At 61.7% G+C, this 16652-nt stretch carries 16 protein-coding genes; 13 read left to right on the top strand and 3 right to left on the bottom strand.

Annotated features, from left to right (window positions below; all coding sequences use genetic code 11):
* Nucleotides 1–25: 25 nt before the first annotated feature.
* Genes ACTJJW_RS06610 through ACTJJW_RS06600 form a run of 3 tightly spaced genes read left to right on the top strand, consistent with a single transcriptional unit; the run spans nt 26 to nt 2162 of the window.
* Complete coding sequence (locus tag ACTJJW_RS06610; RefSeq protein ID WP_462643550.1) at nt 26–187, top strand: hypothetical protein; 162 nt, start codon at nt 26–28, stop codon at nt 185–187.
* The gene (locus ACTJJW_RS06605; RefSeq protein WP_462643347.1) at nt 187–648 is read left to right on the top strand and encodes a RidA family protein; all 462 of its coding nucleotides are present in this window, start codon (nt 187–189) and stop codon (nt 646–648) included. The genes ACTJJW_RS06610 and ACTJJW_RS06605 overlap by 1 nt, the downstream gene beginning before the upstream one ends.
* Nucleotides 645–2162 (top strand): UDP-N-acetylmuramoyl-L-alanyl-D-glutamate--2,6-diaminopimelate ligase, encoded by a 1518-nt coding sequence (locus ACTJJW_RS06600; protein WP_462643346.1) that lies wholly within the window; start codon nt 645–647, stop codon nt 2160–2162. Before ACTJJW_RS06605 ends, ACTJJW_RS06600 begins: the two co-directional genes overlap by 4 nt.
* A 63-nt stretch (nt 2163–2225) precedes the next feature.
* Here the strand turns inward: ACTJJW_RS06600 and acs are convergent, their stop codons facing one another.
* The 3 genes from acs to hxlB all read right to left on the bottom strand — a co-directional run bounded on the left by acs (nt 2226) and on the right by hxlB (nt 5687).
* Nucleotides 2226–4190, bottom strand: coding sequence for an acetate--CoA ligase (gene acs, locus ACTJJW_RS06595; RefSeq protein ID WP_462643345.1), 1965 nt, complete (start codon nt 4188–4190; stop codon nt 2226–2228).
* A gap of 222 nt (nt 4191–4412) precedes the next feature.
* On the bottom strand, nt 4413–5036 hold the full coding sequence (hxlA, locus tag ACTJJW_RS06590; RefSeq protein ID WP_462643344.1) for a 3-hexulose-6-phosphate synthase: 624 nt from the start codon (nt 5034–5036) through the stop codon (nt 4413–4415).
* Nucleotides 5037–5102: 66 nt separating this feature from the next.
* Entirely contained in the window at nt 5103–5687 is a 585-nt protein-coding gene (gene hxlB, locus ACTJJW_RS06585; RefSeq protein WP_462643343.1) for a 6-phospho-3-hexuloisomerase, read from the bottom strand.
* Between the two features lie 93 nt (nt 5688–5780).
* Between hxlB and ACTJJW_RS06580 the strand changes: the two genes are divergently transcribed.
* The 10 genes from ACTJJW_RS06580 (at nt 5781) to ACTJJW_RS06535 (ending at nt 16642) form a co-directional block, all read left to right on the top strand.
* Entirely contained in the window at nt 5781–7049 is a 1269-nt protein-coding gene (locus ACTJJW_RS06580; RefSeq protein ID WP_462643342.1) for a helix-turn-helix transcriptional regulator, read from the top strand.
* Nucleotides 7050–7169: 120 nt separating this feature from the next.
* Nucleotides 7170–8285: a TadA family conjugal transfer-associated ATPase gene (locus ACTJJW_RS06575; RefSeq protein ID WP_462643341.1), complete on the top strand. Its 1116-nt coding sequence runs from the start codon at nt 7170–7172 to the stop codon at nt 8283–8285.
* Nucleotides 8282–9199 carry a type II secretion system F family protein gene (locus tag ACTJJW_RS06570; RefSeq protein ID WP_462643340.1) on the top strand — a complete coding sequence of 306 codons (918 nt, stop codon included), beginning with the start codon at nt 8282–8284 and terminating at the stop codon, nt 9197–9199. Before ACTJJW_RS06575 ends, ACTJJW_RS06570 begins: the two co-directional genes overlap by 4 nt.
* 104 nt (nt 9200–9303) lie before the next feature.
* Nucleotides 9304–9588: a DUF4244 domain-containing protein gene (locus tag ACTJJW_RS06565; RefSeq protein ID WP_462643339.1), complete on the top strand. Its 285-nt coding sequence runs from the start codon at nt 9304–9306 to the stop codon at nt 9586–9588.
* The gene (locus tag ACTJJW_RS06560) at nt 9566–9985 is read left to right on the top strand and encodes a TadE family type IV pilus minor pilin (protein WP_462643338.1); all 420 of its coding nucleotides are present in this window, start codon (nt 9566–9568) and stop codon (nt 9983–9985) included. Before ACTJJW_RS06565 ends, ACTJJW_RS06560 begins: the two co-directional genes overlap by 23 nt.
* Nucleotides 9982–10347 carry an Rv3654c family TadE-like protein gene (locus ACTJJW_RS06555; protein ID WP_462643337.1) on the top strand — a complete coding sequence of 122 codons (366 nt, stop codon included), beginning with the start codon at nt 9982–9984 and terminating at the stop codon, nt 10345–10347. The genes ACTJJW_RS06560 and ACTJJW_RS06555 overlap by 4 nt, the downstream gene beginning before the upstream one ends.
* Before the next feature lie 82 nt (nt 10348–10429).
* Nucleotides 10430–13294 (top strand): type I DNA topoisomerase, encoded by a 2865-nt coding sequence (topA, locus tag ACTJJW_RS06550; RefSeq protein ID WP_462643336.1) that lies wholly within the window; start codon nt 10430–10432, stop codon nt 13292–13294.
* Between the two features lies 1 nt (nt 13295).
* Entirely contained in the window at nt 13296–13925 is a 630-nt protein-coding gene (gene tmk, locus ACTJJW_RS06545; RefSeq protein ID WP_462643335.1) for a dTMP kinase, read from the top strand.
* Between the two features lie 9 nt (nt 13926–13934).
* The gene (locus ACTJJW_RS06540) at nt 13935–15101 is read left to right on the top strand and encodes a DNA polymerase III subunit delta' (protein ID WP_462643334.1); all 1167 of its coding nucleotides are present in this window, start codon (nt 13935–13937) and stop codon (nt 15099–15101) included.
* Nucleotides 15098–16642, top strand: coding sequence for an alpha/beta hydrolase (locus tag ACTJJW_RS06535; RefSeq protein WP_462643333.1), 1545 nt, complete (start codon nt 15098–15100; stop codon nt 16640–16642). The genes ACTJJW_RS06540 and ACTJJW_RS06535 overlap by 4 nt, the downstream gene beginning before the upstream one ends.
* The last annotated feature ends 10 nt before the right edge of the window (nt 16643–16652 follow it).

Here is a 16652-nt window from a genome sequence, read left to right as displayed (position 1 = left end):
GCCATGCTGAACGGGAGCCGCAAATATGCCCACTTGGGAGTACCTGACTACACCGCTAATCGTGCACAATTCCACCGCAATCCTCAACAATTGGGGTTCTGAGGGCTGGGAACTTGTGCAGGTTGGCACGGGCCCTGAGGGTGGCCCGGTCGCTTATTTCAAACGCATCAAGGAAGAGAACCACTAATGTCACAGCTTGATGAGCGGCTTGCGGAGTTGAATCTAACCGTTCCGGAGTCGTCTAAGCCTCTCGCCTCCTATCTGCCGGCGATGGTCACGGGAAACCTTGTGTATACTTCCGGCCAATTGCCTCTGGTTGATGGCAAGCTTCCCGCCACCGGCAAGGTTGGTGCCGGAGTGGATGCCGAAGCAGCACACGAGTATGCCAAGACCTGTGTTCTCAATGGCCTCGCTGCCGCCAAGGGTGTCATCGGCTCGTTGGACCGCATCACGCGTGTGGTGAAAGTTGTCGGTTTTGTGGCTTCTGACCCGAACTTCACTGGCCAGCCCGGCGTCATCAACGGCGCTTCTGAGCTGTTGGGCGAAATCTTTGGTGAGGCGGGCAAGCACGCTCGCAGTGCCGTCGGCGTTGCTGTTTTGCCCCTCGATGCTCCGGTGGAGATCGAGTTCGTTTTCGAGTTCGCGTGATCGAAGTGTGGTACCCCGGTCAGGCCGGGGAGAACGCGCCGTTTCGCCAGTTCGAGCTTGGCGAGTGGGATCCGACGCATGCGGGCGTAACGCTCAGCGCGCGTCGGCTCGTGCAAGATAGCCGCGAAGTTGGCGAGGGTGACATTTTTGTTGCCATCGGTACCACGGCATCCCCAGCTCTGCCCTACATCGCCCCCGCGCTGAAGCAGGGTGCCGTTGCGGTGCTCGTGGATGCGGCGGCAGCCAAGGGCGTGAACCTTGGCGAACGTGTGTTCGCGATTGCGAATCTGCGCGACGTGATCGGGTCGATGGCGGATGCGTTTGTCGGGCATCCGTCGCGCTCGATGTCGATGGTCGGAATCACCGGAACCAACGGCAAAACTTCTACCGCGCATTTGCTGACGCAGGCCTGGCAGCGGTTGGGAGTGACCTCCGCGACGATCGGCACGCTGGGTGCCGGCATCACGGGCGAGCACCGAATCAACATGGGCATGACGACCCCGCAAGTGACGGCCGTGCACCAGTTCTTGGATGATTTTCACCGTGCTGGCGTAGAGAACGTGGCCATGGAGGTCAGCTCTCACGCGCTCGAGCAGCGTCGAGTCGATGGTGTTGAGTTCAACATTGTGGCGTTCACGAACTTCACCCGCGATCACCTCGACTATCACGGGTCGATGGAGGAATATGCGGCACAGAAGGCGAAGATTTTCACGCTCCCGGGTGTAAAAACCGCCATCCTCAACATGGATGACGCGGCCGCCGAGAACCACTTCCACCACACCCTTCCCGAGGGAATGCGTGGCATCGGCATGACCTCGAAGGGCCACGCTGAAGCAAGCGTGCGAGCAGACAACGTGCGGCTCACGACCGAGGGTCTCGAGTTCGATCTCGTGATTGAGGGTGAAAGCCACCACGTCGCGAGCGGACTCATCGGTCGCTTCAACGTCGACAATCTGCTCACCTGCGCGGCAGTGCTGTGGGCTCAGGGCATCGAGCCGCGAGCGATCGCCGAGGTATTGGCTCCCCTTGAGCCGGTTCTTGGACGTATGACTCGCATCCGCGAAAATGACCAGTTGCCGCTGGTGGTTGTGGATGCCGGACACACCCCCGATGCGGTACGGCACGCTGTCACGGCTCTGCGCGAGTCGGGCCATACCCGCGTTGTGACCGTCTTTGGCGCAACGGGCGACCGTGATCCGGGCAAGCGTCCCGAGATGGCACGCATTGTTGAAGAGGGCTCTGACCTGATCGTGGTTACCGACGACGACGTGCACAACGAGGATGGCGACCAGATTGTGGCGCACATTCGCGCCGGCTTCGAGCATCCTGAGCGGGTCGCAGAGATTCGCGATCGTGCGAGTGCCATTGCCTATGCGATTGATGTAGCGAATCCGGATGATGTGGTGCTGCTGCAGGGCAAAGGTCACGAACCGTACCAAATTGTCGGCAATGAGCGCGTGCCGTTCAGCGACATCGACACCGCTATTCGTCTACTCAAAGAGCGGGCGAAGTAGAACCAGTACAAGCGAAGGCCGGGCCGCACGTGCGACCCGGCCTTCGCCGTATTCGGCTCGCGACTACTTGAGCTTGTCGGAGATGATCTGCATCACGGTGGTGTCGGCGAGGGTAGTGGTGTCACCGATCTCGCGACCCTCCGCAACATCCTGAAGCAGGCGGCGCATAATCTTGCCCGAGCGTGTCTTGGGCAATTCCGAGACGATGAAGATGTCACGCGGGCGAGCGATCGCACCGATCTCTTTCGCAACGTGCAGGCGAAGGAGTGCGCTTGCTTCGGCAGCGGTCTGCGCACTCTCCTGGTTGGACTTGATAATCACGAAGGCGACAACGGCCTGACCGGTAGCCTCGTCAGCGGCTCCGACGACTGCGGCTTCGGCAACGATGTGGTTAGAGACGAGTGCTGACTCGATTTCGGTGGTCGAGAGGCGGTGACCGGAGACGTTCATCACGTCATCCACACGGCCAAGCAGCCAGATGTCACCGTCTTCATCGACGTGTGCACCGTCGCCCGCAAAGTACTTAGGGGCGTCCAAGGTGGGGAATTTCGACCAGTAGGTTTCTTTGAAGCGTTCCGGATCGCCCCAAATTCCGCGCAGCATGGCGGGCCATGGCTCGGAGACGACGAGCAGCCCACCGTTGGGTGGGTCAACTCGGGTGCCGTCTTCGCCAAGGATATCGATCTTGATTCCCGGGATGGGCACCTGCGCCGAGCCTGGCTTCAACGTTGTGAGTCCGGGCAATGCCGAGACCATGATGGCGCCGGTCTCGGTCTGCCACCACGTGTCAACAATGGGGGCGGTGCCCGCACCAATCACGTCGCGGTACCAAATCCACGCCTCAGGGTTGATGGGTTCACCCACCGAGCCGAGCACGCGAATCGAGCTCAGGTCGTACTGCTCAGGAATCTGACGCCCGGCCTTCATGAACGAACGGATGGCGGTGGGCGCCGTGTAGAAAATGCTCACCCCAAACTTCTGGATGATCTCCCACCAACGGCCCTGGTTTGGGGTGTCAGGGGTTCCCTCGTAGAGCACCTGAGTGGCACCGTTGGCGAGCGGACCGTAGGTGACGTACGTGTGCCCGGTGATCCAGCCGACATCGGCGGTGCACCAGTACACATCGGTTTCGGGCTTCAGATCGAAGACGTTCTTGTGAGTAAACGCTGCCTGAGTGAGGTAACCACCACTGGTGTGCAGGATGCCCTTCGGCTTGCCCGTCGTGCCCGAGGTGTAGAGCACAAAGAGCGGGTTCTCGGCGGGGAAGCCCTGTGCCTCATGCTCGGGCTCCGCTGCCTCAATCTGGTCGTGCCACCACAGGTCGCGACCCTCGGTCCACTCCACATCGTTGTCGCCGCGCTTGACGACCAACACATTCGTGACTGTGGATTCCCCGTTGGCGAGTGCGGCATCCACTGCGGCTTTGAGGGGGAAGACTTTTCCTTTTCGCCACCCACCATCGGCTGTGACAACAAGCTTGGCGCTCGCGTCGTCGATGCGGCTGCGAAGGCTTTCGGCGCTGAACCCACCGAAGACCACAGAGTGGGCGGCACCGAGGCGAACCGTTGCGAGCATCGCGACGACGGCTTCGGGAACGAGGGGCATGTAGATGGCGACAACATCGCCCTGGCCGACGCCGAGTGCTGCCATCGCGTTGGCCGCGCGCTTCACTTCGGTTGTGAGTTCGGAGTAGGTGATGCTGCGACTGTCGCCGGGTTCACCCTCCCAGTGGATGGCGATGCGGTTACCGTTGCCGGCGAGAACGTGGCGGTCGAGGCAGTTGTAGGCCACGTTGAGCTCGCCGTCGGCGAACCACTTGGCGAACGGCGGGGTAGACCAATCTAGGGTCTCGGTGAACGGCTTGTGCCAGTGCACGTACTCACGAGCTTTGTCGGCCCAGAACTCAATACGGTCTTCTTTGGCCGACGTGTAGAGGTCAGCGCTAGCCTCGGAGCCGGAAGAAAAGGTCTCTGACGGGGCAAAACGGCGTGATTCGTGCAGAAGACTGTCAATAGAGTTACTGGTCATTTGATCCTCTTCGATCGTGTGATTGCGGTTCTCGATCACGTGCTTTCTGAAAGTATTCCACTGATTCTAGATCCTCCATTGCGGGAACCAACCGTTGCGCTACACTAAGAGTCGCTGAATGCAAGTTCGGCACGCGGTAATCTTGATTCCCCCCAATCGATTGCCGCGGTGGCGGTGCCTGTTCCCCCAATGGGCACCGCCCCTCTCTCGTTAACAATCGATCTAGACGATTGCTGCTTTCAGTTCTGCTGCTGCCGCTGCGGGGTCAGGTGCTCCGTGGATGGAGCCCCCTGCGACCGCGACTGTGGCTCCGGAACGCTGCACCGATGCGATGGTGCTGGCATTGATGCCGCCGGCAACGGAGAACGGCACTCGTGCGACTTCGCCATCGTTGAGGAGGGTCTGGAAGGTGAATCCCGGTTCTGCTTGCTCGTCGAGTCCTGCGTGCATTTCAACAAAAGCAGCTCCGAGTGCGGTGGCCTCTGTGGCGCGAGTGACCTTATCGGCAACGCCAATGAGGTCGACAACAATGCCCTTCTTGTGGGCCTTAGCTGCTTTCACCGCACCGATGATCGTGCTGTCACCTGCTGCGCCGAGAACGGAAACGTAGTCGGCTCCGGCGGAGAAAGCGATATCCGCTTCCAGCTCACCAGCATCCATCGTCTTCAGGTCGGCAAACACGAGCTTATCGGGGTGTGCGTCTTTGATCGCGCGCACTGCGCTGAGGCCCTCGTGCTTGATGAGAGGTGTACCCAGCTCAAGGATGTCGACGTACGGAGCAACCTGTCCGGCAAGCGTGAGGGCTGCGTCGGTGGTCAGGACGTCCATTGCTACTTGAAGCTTCATTTGATTCTCTTTCGTTGTGTTGTGGATTGGGGAGGAAATATTGGTGCCGGGCTGGCTGCTGGCGTGTCATTCGAGGTTTGCGTGACGCGGCCAAAGCTCTTCGGCGCTTACTCCGGATTTTTTCCACATCGTGTGAAACATTGCGTCGCCGAGCAGGAGCAGCGCCTGTTCGAACAAGCTGCCGGAGTACTGCTGGGATCGAGTCGCACCATGATCCTGTTTTTGGGCGGCGGGAATGACGATTGCGACGTCAGCGAGCGAAGCAAGAGGGGACGAAGCTGCCGTGGTGACTGCGATGATGTGCGCGTCGGCTGCGGCTGCGGTCGTTGCGGAGCGGATGACGCCGGCGGTGGATCCGGAGCCGCTGGCCGCCACCAACAGATCACCCGTCGCAATCGCGGGCGTTGTCACATCCCCGACAATGTGAACTTCTAGGCCTAAGTGCATCAGTCGCATAGCGAGCATTCGGAGAGCAAGGCCCGACCGCCCTGAGCCGAGCACGAAGACTCGTTTGGCTGACTCTATGAGGGTGATTGCTGCGGGAACGCTTTCCGCGCAATCCTGTCTAATGGATGCTCCAATTCCTGTGTTCTCAGAGAGAACCAATGTGAGCGCGGTGGAAACGTCATCGGTGGGGTTGCGGTTGGCCATCTCTTCACTGTGCCACCCGTTTGGGCTGGGCACTGCCCGCCATTTGACGAGTATTCACTACCCAAACGGGTAGTCTCGGCCTAAAGTTTGAGAGTGACCAATCTCAATAGGGCCAGTTCGCTCGAACTCGTCGACTCAGTTCATTCGGTGGTATCAAGCTCACTGCTGCAGATTGCGGGCGCATTTTCAGCTGTGCTGGAACCGCTGGTTGCGCACAGCTCCTTGCTTATTTTCACGGAGGATTGCACGGGGCGGCCGCAGAAGAAGGCAGGTGATGTGTCAATCACTGACCATGTGAGCATTGCGGAGCTCGACGTCGTGCGGGAGATTGTCTCCAACCTGGGCCATCCAGTGTGGGGCCTTCGCGCGGTAGTCGCGCGGACTGAACGCTCGACCGCAGTGTGGATCGCACCGACTGGGTCTCTGCTGGTCCTCACCGATCCTGTTCTTGTTTCTGGCACCCAGTCTGAAGCCAACGCCCTCGCGACTATCGCTTCGCTCTGGCGGTTGGTTGCGGTGAGTATTCAGCAGCAGGTTGCGGTGGCAAGTCCTGACTATTTGCGAGACTCACGGATGGCGTCGCGTGAGCGTGCGCAAGTGATCGCCGATCTTACGGATGCGCATTCCACGACGCTTGAACAGTTACTTGCCACGTTGCGTTCGCGCGACACTGCGGATTCGACCGTGAGGCGCGAGGCAACCGAATTGGCAGCCAGTGCGATGGTCAGATTGCGGGCAGTGTCAGATCGGGATCGGAGTTTGGCTGAAGAGCCGGTCACGCGAGCCTTCGAGCGACTTAAGGCAGACCTCCGTCCGCTGGTGAGATTCGGGGATCTCGATGTGCAATTCATTGAGCCTCCGGCCAATGGTCGGGCGCTTCCCGGAGAGGTCGCGCACGCGGGCCGTGCGATTGTTCGAGGTGCGGTGCTGGCGCTGGCGGATCAGCCGGGAGTTGCTCGGCTGCGAGTCGAGTGGGACTGTGACGGATCGAATCTACTGATCGGAATTCGCGACGACGGTCCTGGCGAGTTGACACTCGAAGATCCGGCCGTACGGCAGCTTCTGGAACGAGCAGTCGCGCTCAGCGGAAGGTTGCAGGTGACCGGCACCGCGGGCTGGGGATCCGAGATTTCTGTAGTTTTGCCGTTGAGCGTCGAAGGAATCGACCGGTCAATTCACGCGCAGTGGCAGATCACTGAACGGGAAGCTGATGTGCTCGAACTGCTCGCTTCCGGGGCGCGCAATAAGGCGATCGCGCAGTCGTTGACGATCAGCGAGAACACGGTGAAATTTCATGTCGCGAACCTGCTCCGTAAAGCGGGTGTTTCGAACCGGGCTGAGCTCGTTTCTGCCTACCGCTGAGGCGGAATAGTGGCTTTGAGCCGCCGTTTTACCGCTCCTGCACAGTCCCGGTGTCGGGGATCGAGCCACGATTTGCGCGGAACCGCCGATACTGCTTCGCTGCGTGCTTAGCGTTGCAGCGTGACTGAGACATCTAGCGCCCCCGATACTGTCCCTTTTGTTGCTCGTCGACGGCTCACGGCCGAGACCAGCCTCACCGTGAGTGTGACCGCCGGTGGTTCGTTTGCGGTGCCAGTTGCTGGTGCTGGTGCTGGTGCTGGTGTCGGTTCGGGCTCGGCTATTGGTGTGGGGGTCCGGGATGCCGCGGCACAGGTCGTTCACGAATTCGGCCCCCTTGCGCCCTATGTCGGCCGCCCCAACATCACCGATGTTTTCATGAACGGTGCCCAGCAGGTATGGATTGACCGCGGTGGTGGATTGGAGGCCGTCGGTGATGTGGGGATGACCGAGGTAGATTTGCGGACGCTCGCCGTGCGCCTCATCAATCTTGGCGGTCGTCATATTGACGAAGCGACCCCGTGCGTTGACGTGCGTTTGGCTGGCGGCGTGCGCGTGCATGCGGTGCTGCCGCCGATTTCGCCCACAGGCACACTGCTGTCTATTCGGGTTCCCAGTCGCCAACCGTTCGGGCTCGCACAGCTCGACTTTGCGGGGTTCTTCAGCGAGGTGCCGTTGGAGCGAGTGAAAGCGCTCATCGATGGGCGGGAGAACGTGCTCATCTCGGGCGCATCGGGAGCAGGAAAGACCACGTTCTTGGGCGCACTGTTGGGGGCGGCATCCGAATCGGAGCGCATTGTGGCGATCGAGGATGTTGCTGAGCTGCGGGTCGAGCATCCACACTTTGTGTCGCTGGAGGCCCGGCAAGCGAACCTCGAAGGCGCCGGTGGCTACGGCCTGCCCGCGTTAGTGCGAGAGGCGTTGCGGATGCGGCCCGACCGTCTGGTAGTGGGGGAGTGTCGCGGGGCGGAGATCCGCGAACTGTTGAGTGCTTTGAACACTGGTCACGACGGTGGTGCAGGCACCCTGCATGCGAACTCGTTGAAGGATGTGCCGAGCCGCTTGGAGGCGTTGGGGGCGCTCGCGGGACTGGATGCGTCCGCAATTGCCCGGCAGGCGGTGAGTGCGATTGGTGCGGTTTTGCACATCGATCGGGTCGATGGCAGGCGCAGGCTCACCCATGTGGGGCGGCTCGTGCTCGATGAGCATGACCGGCTCGCGATCGCCGACCTCGGATGAAGCGCGTACCCTCACAGCTGCCAGAGGTGGCGGGCGTCACCCAGCGTCTGGCCGTGCTGCTGAACGCCGGGCTCGCGCCGTCGTCGGCCTGGCGTCATGTGGCGCGCGGTCGCCCTGCGGAGAGCGTGGCTGCGGCGGTAGCGGCGGTGGGCGACGAGCCCGGGGGAGCGCCGGAACGGATCGTGCGGGCATCCGAAAGTTTGCCGTCGCTTGATCGACAGGCGTGGAACTCGTTGGCTGCGGCCTGGTCGGTTGCGGGTCAGGTGGGTGCGCCGCTTGCGGGTGCACTGCGCACCCACGCGAGGGCGTTGCGGATGCTCGTGCACGTGCAGCGCGAAGTCGCGACCGCACTCGCAGCCCCGGTCGCAACGGCGCGCATGGTTCTGGCGCTGCCCGCGGTCGGACTCGTGTTTGGGGCGCTGCTGGGTTTCGACACCCTGGGAGTGCTCGTGACGACACCGATCGGGTGGGGGTGCCTTGCGGTAGGCGGTGGGCTGATCGTTGTCGCGGTGCGCTGGAACCGGCGGCTCGTGCGATCGGCAACGCCCACTCGTGCAGCCCCCGGTTTGGAGTGCGAGCTCATGGCCATCGCGGTTTCCGGTGGCGGGTCTCTCGTGCAGGCGCGGGGGGTCGTTGCTGGAGCGCTTGACCGTTTCGGGTTGCCTGGTGATGGTGATCACCTTGACGAGGTACTGCAGCTCTCGCACGAGGCGGGGGTTCCGGCCGCTGAGCTATTGCGGGCCGAAGCTGACGAGCTGCGTCGTGCTGCGGACGCGGATGCCCGTGCCGGTGCCGCCGCACTTTCCGTGCGACTCATGCTCCCGCTCGGGCTGTGCGTGCTCCCCGCCTTCATGGTTCTCGGGGTGCTGCCCCTCATGGTCGCGGTCATCTCATCCACCGTTACCGGGTTCTGACCGTGTTCCACACATCCGGCGGTCTTGTGTCGCAGCGGACTCACGCTGGGCAGGCTTGAGGTACTCGGCCGCAGACTGCGCGACAGCGCACGAAGGAGTACCTCATGAACGATCCGCACCTTGCCCAGTTTCCCGCTTTAGAACCGGGACGTTTCTCTCGAGCGCGAGCCATTGGGCGGCCTGCTTTGCCGCTGCCTCAGCACCTCGGCGCAATCACGATCCTGCGCGCCCGACTCCGTTCAGAACGCGGCGCAGCCACCGCCGAATATGCCATCACCACCCTCGCCGCGGTCGGTTTTGCTGGCTTGCTCGTCGTCGTGCTTCGATCGGGAGAAGTGCGCGGCATGCTCACCGACATTGTTCGCAGTGCGCTTTCCATTCCCTCGTAGCGAGGGGAGGGGAGCAGACGGGCGAGCCGACGGACGAGCCGCGAGCATCGGGCGAAGAGCCAGCAACGAGCGCGGCAGCGTCACCGCAGAATTTGCGCTGGCGCTGCCCGCCGTTGCTCTCGTGCTCGTACTCTGCCTCAGCGGGGTGCAGCTCGCCGGAATGCAGGTCCGCCTTCAGGATGCGGCAGCCGCGTCGGCACGCAGCCTCGCGCGCGACGAAAGCTCTGGCACCGTCGCAACCACCGCATCCGCCCTCGTCTCCTCCGCACGACTTGCTACTCACCGCCGCGACGACCTCGTCTGCGCCACGGTAAGCGCCCCAGCACGCAACGCACTGCTCGGACTGCTGCCGATCACGCTCAGCGCCAGCAGTTGTGCGCTCGCCGGAGGCAAATGATGGGCGAGAACAACCGGATGCGTGACGAACGCGGTGCCGGCACCATCCTTATGGTCGGCCTCGTCGCAACAGTCATCGCGCTTACTGCCCTCGTCATCCCTCTCTATTGGGCGCTGAGCGTCAGGCACGCACTCGCGGGGGCAGCCGACGCCGCCGCGCTCGCCGCCGCCGATACCGCAAGTGGCCTCATCGCCGGGTACCCGTGCGACAACGCGGCTCGACTTGCGGTCGCAAATGACGCCTATATAGAGGAGTGCACAGTGGATGGGCGTATCGTGACAGTTACCGCCAGCCGCCGCATCCTCGGCATACTGGTCACAACGAGCGCAACAGCAGGCCCACCCCCAACTGGGGCGGATTAGGTAACTGAGCGGTCGGTGTGTGTAATGTGTCGCAGACAGTGGCGCTGCCACCGGTCAAGTGCGTCATCACCCAAGGAGTCCCGTGTCTGGCACCAAAAAGCTTGTCATTGTCGAGTCGCCCACCAAGGCCAAGACGATCGCCAAGTATCTCGGTGACGACTACGACGTGCTCTCGTCCGTCGGCCACATCCGCGACCTCGTCGAACCCCGCAATCTGCCGCCCGAGCTAAAAAAGGGCTCACTCGGCAAGTTCTCCGTCGACGTAGAAAACGACTTCGAGCCCTACTACGTAGTCTCAGACGCCAAAAAGAAAACCGTCTCCGAACTCAAAAAAGCGCTCAGCGGAGCCAACGAGCTCTACCTCGCAACTGATGAGGACCGCGAAGGAGAAGCCATCGCCTGGCACCTCCTCCAAGTGCTGAAGCCCAAAGTTCCCGTCAAGCGCATGGTGTTCCACGAAATCACCGAACACGCCATCGAAGCGGCCATCAACAACACCCGCGACGTCGACACCGCACTCGTTGATGCCCAAGAAACCCGCCGCATCCTGGACCGCCTCTACGGCTACGAAATCTCACCAGTCCTCTGGCGCAAAGTCGGCCCAGGCCTCTCCGCCGGCCGCGTGCAGTCCGCAGCCACCCGCCTCGTCGTCGAGCGCGAACGTGAACGCCTCGCCTTCATCACCGCCAACTACTGGGACCTCATCGCCCAGCTCTCGCCCGACAGCGAAACCAACGGCTTCGAATCCAAACTCGTACGCCTCGACGGCAAGCGTGTTGCTGCGGGCCGTGACTTCGACGACCGCGGAAACCTCACAGGCGACGCCGTAGCCCTCGACGAAAAGGCCGCACAAACCCTTGCAGACGCACTGCGAATGCCGAGCACAACCATCGCCGTGAAAACGGTCGAAACCAAGCCATACACGCGTCGCCCCGCCGCACCCTTCACCACCTCAACGCTGCAGCAGGAGGCTGGCCGCAAGCTGCGCTACTCTGCCCGCCAAACTATGAGCGTCGCCCAGTCGCTCTACGAAAACGGTTACATCACCTATATGCGAACCGACTCCTCGTCGCTCTCGCAGCAGGCCATCACCGCAGCCCGCAGCCAAGCGGTCTCCCTCTACGGCGCGGATGCTATTCCCGAGAAGCCGCGCGTTTACGCCAGCAAAAGTAAAAACGCTCAAGAAGCGCACGAGGCGATCCGCCCATCCGGTGACACCTTCCGCACTCCCAGCTCGCTGCAGTCCACGCTGCGCGGCAATGACTTCAAGCTCTATGAACTGATCTGGAAGCGCACCGTCGCCTCACAGATGGCCGACGCTAAAGGCTCAACGGCATCCATCACCATTACCGCAGGTGTTGCACCCGTCGCCGAATTCTCGGCCAGTGGAACCATCATCACCTTCCGCGGCTTCATGCAGGCCTACGAAGAGGGCCACGACGAAGAACGCAACGTCACCGCCGAGCCCAAAGAAGCAAAACTGCCTCCCCTCAAGGAAGGCCAGACGCTCACCCTGCTCGACATCGAGGCCAAGGGTCACGAGACTAGCCCGCCGCCGCGCTACACCGAAGCAAGCCTCGTTAAGAAGCTAGAAGAACTCGGAATCGGCCGCCCGTCGACCTACGCATCGATCATCTCCACGATCATCGACCGCGGCTACATCACCCCGCGCGGCCAGGCACTCGTGCCCAACTGGATCGCCTTCTCCGTAGTGCGTTTGCTCGAAGAATACTTCGGCGACCTCGTGCAATACGACTTCACCGCAGGCATGGAAGATGACCTCGACCGCATTGCCGGAGGAAGCCAGAACCGGGTCGAATGGCTCAAATCGTTCTACTTCGGCGACGACAAGTACCGCGGTCTGCGCACCGTCATCGACAACCTCGGTGAGATCGACGCCAAAGAGATCAACTCCATGCGACTCTCGGATGACGTGACACTGCGCATCGGAAAGTACGGCCCGTACCTGGAGACTCCCAGTGACGACCCCGAGAAACCACGCCGCATCAACATTCCCGAAGCTCTCGCGCCCGACGAACTCACCCTCGCCAAGGCACAAGAACTCATCGACGCCCCCATCATCGGAGACCGTGTAATCGGGGTGAACCCCGAAACCGGCAAAGAGATCGTCGCCAAGGATGGCCGTTTCGGCCCCTACGTGACCGAGCTTGAGCCCGAGCCGGAACCCGTACCGGAGCCCGTCGAAGAGATCGACCCCAAGACGGGCGAAGTCAAAAAGGCCAAGAAACCCAAGAAGGTTGCCGTAGTCAAGCCACGTACGGCATCCATCTTCAAGACAATGGAACTCGACGCCATTGACCTCGACACCGCGCTCAAGCTGCTCAGCCTGCCGCGAGTTGTCGGACTCGACCCCGAAACCCAAGTCGAAATCACCGCGCAAAACGGGCGCTACGGCCCCTACCTCAAGAAGGGCGTTGAAACCCGATCGCTCACGAGTGAAGACCTCATCTTCGACATCGATGTAGCCGGAGCCGTTGAACTTTACGCGCAGCCCAAATACGGCAACCGCGCAGCGTCCAGTGCTCTCAAAGAATTCGATGCTGACCCGGTGAGCGAAAAGCCGATCAAGATCAAGGATGGCCGCTTCGGTGCCTATGTGACCGACGGCACCACCAACGCCACCATCCCGCGCGGCGAAACTGTTGAAGACGTGGACTTCGAGCGTGCAGTGCAACTGCTCGCAGACAAGCGCGCCAAGGGACCGGTCAAGCGCAAGACCGCGGCGAAGAAGCCTGCCGCGAAGAAGACCGCGGCCAAAAAGCCTGCAGCTAAGAAACCAGCCGCCAAGAAACCGGCAGCCAAAGAACCGGCAGCCAAGTCGACCGCCGCGAAGACCACCGCAGCCAAATCGACTACGGCGAAAAAGCCCGCCGCGAAGACGGCAGCCGCGAAGCCCGCCGCACCGTCGGCTGACGAAACCAAGTAGCGTGCCCGGACTCTTCATCACACTTGAGGGCGGCGATGGTGCGGGCAAGACCACGCAATCGAAGCTTCTCGTGAACTGGCTCGAAGAAGCAGGACACACCGTTGTGGTGACCCGCGAACCTGGCGGCACCGACCTCGGCCTTGAGTTGCGCGAGATCGTGCTGCACCGTCGTGGCGACATGGACCCGCGCGCCGAAGCACTCATCTACGCTGCAGACCGTGCCCACCACATCGCAACCGTCGTGCGACCGGCACTCGAACGTGGCGACATTGTGGTTCAGGACCGCTACATCGACTCATCCGAGGCCTACCAAGGTACCGGACGAGTGCTCGGTGCTGACGAAGTGCGCGACCTCTCACTCTGGGCAACCCAAGGGTTGCTCCCCGACGTGACCGTGCTGCTCGACCTCGACCCCACCGACGGACGCAAACGCCTCGATAGTGCCCGCACCCGCTACGACCGACTCGAAGCTGAGAAGCAAGAGTTCCACACTCGAGTGCGCGACGCATTTCTCGCGCGGGCCGCGAAAGAGCCCGACCGCATCCTTGTTGTGGATGCCGCACGCGACATTAATGAGATCGCCACAGCGATTCGTGAGCGCATCCAGAATCACCTTCCGCAACCCGCTTAGACTGAGCGCATGTCGTTGTGGGAGGGCCTAACCGGCCAAGCTGAGGCGATCGCCATTCTCGAAGCCGCCGCGTCGTCTTCGGCATTGGGGAGCACCGACGAATCGTCGATGACCCACTCATGGCTGATCACCGGCCCGCCCGGTTCTGGTCGCTCAAATATTGCGTATGCGTTCGCCGCAGCGCTGCTCGGAACCCGCGGCGACGAGACCGAAGAGTCCGTGTTCAAGCAGGTCATGGCACGCACCCACCCCGACCTGGGAGTGCTCAGCACAGAACGTGTCATCATCTCGATCGACGAAGTGCGCAAGCTCGTTTCGTCGTCGCAATTCTCACCCTCGGTCGGTCACTACCGGGTGATGATCATCGAAGACGCCGACCGCATGGCCGAGCGCACCTCCAACGTGCTGCTCAAAGCTCTCGAAGAACCGCCGCCGCGCACCGTCTGGATTCTGTGCGCACCCAGCGAAGCCGACCTCATCCCCACCATCCGCTCGCGCGTGCGCAGTGTGCGACTCCGAACCCCCGCCATCGCGGATGTTGCCCAACTCTTGCAAGACCGCGATGGCGTTGCACCCGACATTGCACTGCGTGCCGCGCGTGAAGCTCAAAGCCACATCGGCATGGCACACCGCCTCGCTACCAATTCTGAAGCCCGCGAACGACGCGAACGTACCCTGACAACTGTTCTCGGCATCCGCTCGGTCTCTGAGGCAGTGATTGCCGCGGCAACTCTTCTCGATCTGTCAAAGGCGGATGCCACAGCCCTCACCGAAGAACGGGACGCCCAGGAACGCGAATCTGCCCTGCATTCGCTCGGTGTTGCCCCTGGCGGAACCATCCCGCCGGCATTGCGCGCCCAGCTCAAGGTGATGGAAGAAGATCAAAAGCGTCGCGCCACCCGCGGGCTGCGTGATGGCATCGACCGCATTATGGTTGACCTGCTCTCGCTCTACCGCGACATCTTGTTGACGCAGATCGGTGCCCCGGGCGAGCTCATTAACCTCAGCATTCTCAACAACATCACCGCGGTCGCCGCCCGCACAACACCTGTCGCGACGCTCGCAATCATGGATGGTATCGCTGAAGCCCGTCGTCGCATTGAGAGTAACGTTGCGCCAGCGCTGGCGCTCGAAGCAATGCTCGTGAAGGTCGCGGTTTCGGGACGCGGCGCATGAGCCGCACCACCCGCACCCGCATCTTTGGGGTGGCATCGGTCGCACTTGTGGTCTCATTACTGCTCAGCGGTTGTGTCTCGTGGTTCATGCCCCCGGCATCCAACCTGACGTCGACGCCCACCGAAGAAGCTGTGGCTCCGGAGCTTGAGCGTTTCTACCAGCAGGTGCTGGAGTGGGCGAACTGTGGCGAAGCGCTGCAGTGCGCCACGGCAATTGCGCCGGTCGATTGGGAGAACCCTGAAGGCGACACCATCGAGCTGGCTCTCGTACGTCAAACTGCGCGCGGCAATGACCGCATCGGTTCCCTGTTGGTGAACCCGGGTGGTCCGGGTGGTTCTGGTTTCGACTTCATCGCCGACAGTGTGGATTACGCCACGAGTGAGGCCTTGCAGTCTCAGTTTGATGTTGTCGGTTTTGACCCTCGTGGGGTGAATCGTTCTACGCCGGTGTCGTGTTACTCCGACCCAGCCGAGCTCGACGAATACATTTACAGCATCACGCCGGGGGAGAAGGGCAGCGACGAGTGGATTACCGCCGCCACAGAATCATCCGCCCAGTTTGCTCAGCGTTGTCTTGAGGAGACAGGCCCGCTCTTAGGGTTTGTCGATACTCCGAGCGCTGCCCGCGACCTCGATATGCTTCGTGCCGCGCTGGGCGACACCACGCTCAACTACTTGGGCTACTCCTATGGAACCCTACTGGGCCAGGTATATGCCGAATTGTTCCCCGATAAGACGGGAAGGCTAGTGCTCGACGGTGCGGTTGACCCCGCAGTATCCGAATTTGAGGCGACGAAGGCCCAGGCCCAAGGATTCGAGGGCGCACTGGATGCCTTCTTGGAAGACTGCGCGGGGGCAAGCGATTGCCCATTCACAGGGTCGACCGACCAGTCGCGCGATGCAATTAGCACACTGCTGGATCGCCTCGACGAGAGTCCCCTCGCTAACGCTGACGGCCGCCAGCTGGGCAGCGGAACCATGTTCAGCGCCATCATCCTGCCGCTGTATAGCCAAGACAATTGGGCCTACCTTCGCCAACTTTTCACCACAGTTATGCAGGGAGATGCGAGCATCGCATTCGATCTGGCTGACAGCTATAACGGCCGTGGCCCAGACGGCAGCTATGCCGAGAACCAGACTGAAGCCTTCATCGCGATCAATTGTTTGGATGCCCGCGAGCCCGCCGATGTCGCCCGCATGCGTGAGCAGGCTGCCGAACTTGCGGTCGCGGCTCCCATTTTTGGTCCGCAGATGTCATATGGGGCTCCGGGTTGCGCTAACTGGCCAGTGGAGGTGAAGCGTGATCGCGTGGCGATTTCCGCTCCCGGGTCTGCCGACATGTTGGTGATTGGTACGACTAACGACCCTGCTACGCCCTATGAGTGGGCGGTGACGGTGGCGGACAATCTGGACAGCGGACACCTTATTACGTACAACGGTGAAGGTCACACGGCGTATAACAAGTCGAATGAGTGCGTGAACTCGACGGTGGACGACTTTCTATTGACGGGCGTGGTTCCGGCCGCCGACCCGAACTGCTAACCGCTAGGCT

The sequence above is a fragment of the Rhodoglobus galactosidasius genome (genome assembly GCF_054957775.1).
This window is presented reverse-complemented; position numbering and strand designations above follow the sequence as displayed.

Bases quoted from the DNA above. Each gene is read 5' to 3' on its own strand.
- ACTJJW_RS06610 (WP_462643550.1), top strand. From the start codon at position 26: ATGCCCACTTGGGAGTACCTGACTACACCGCTAATCGTGCACAATTCC.
- ACTJJW_RS06605 (WP_462643347.1), top strand. From the start codon at position 187: ATGTCACAGCTTGATGAGCGGCTTGCGGAGTTGAATCTAACCGTTCCG.
- acs (WP_462643345.1), bottom strand. From the start codon at position 4,190: ATGACCAGTAACTCTATTGACAGTCTTCTGCACGAATCACGCCGTTTT.
- hxlA (WP_462643344.1), bottom strand. From the start codon at position 5,036: ATGAAGCTTCAAGTAGCAATGGACGTCCTGACCACCGACGCAGCCCTC.
- hxlB (WP_462643343.1), bottom strand. From the start codon at position 5,687: ATGGCCAACCGCAACCCCACCGATGACGTTTCCACCGCGCTCACATTG.
- ACTJJW_RS06570 (WP_462643340.1), top strand. From the start codon at position 8,282: ATGAAGCGCGTACCCTCACAGCTGCCAGAGGTGGCGGGCGTCACCCAG.
- ACTJJW_RS06565 (WP_462643339.1), top strand. From the start codon at position 9,304: ATGAACGATCCGCACCTTGCCCAGTTTCCCGCTTTAGAACCGGGACGT.
- ACTJJW_RS06555 (WP_462643337.1), top strand. From the start codon at position 9,982: ATGATGGGCGAGAACAACCGGATGCGTGACGAACGCGGTGCCGGCACC.
- ACTJJW_RS06540 (WP_462643334.1), top strand. From the start codon at position 13,935: ATGTCGTTGTGGGAGGGCCTAACCGGCCAAGCTGAGGCGATCGCCATT.
- ACTJJW_RS06535 (WP_462643333.1), top strand. From the start codon at position 15,098: ATGAGCCGCACCACCCGCACCCGCATCTTTGGGGTGGCATCGGTCGCA.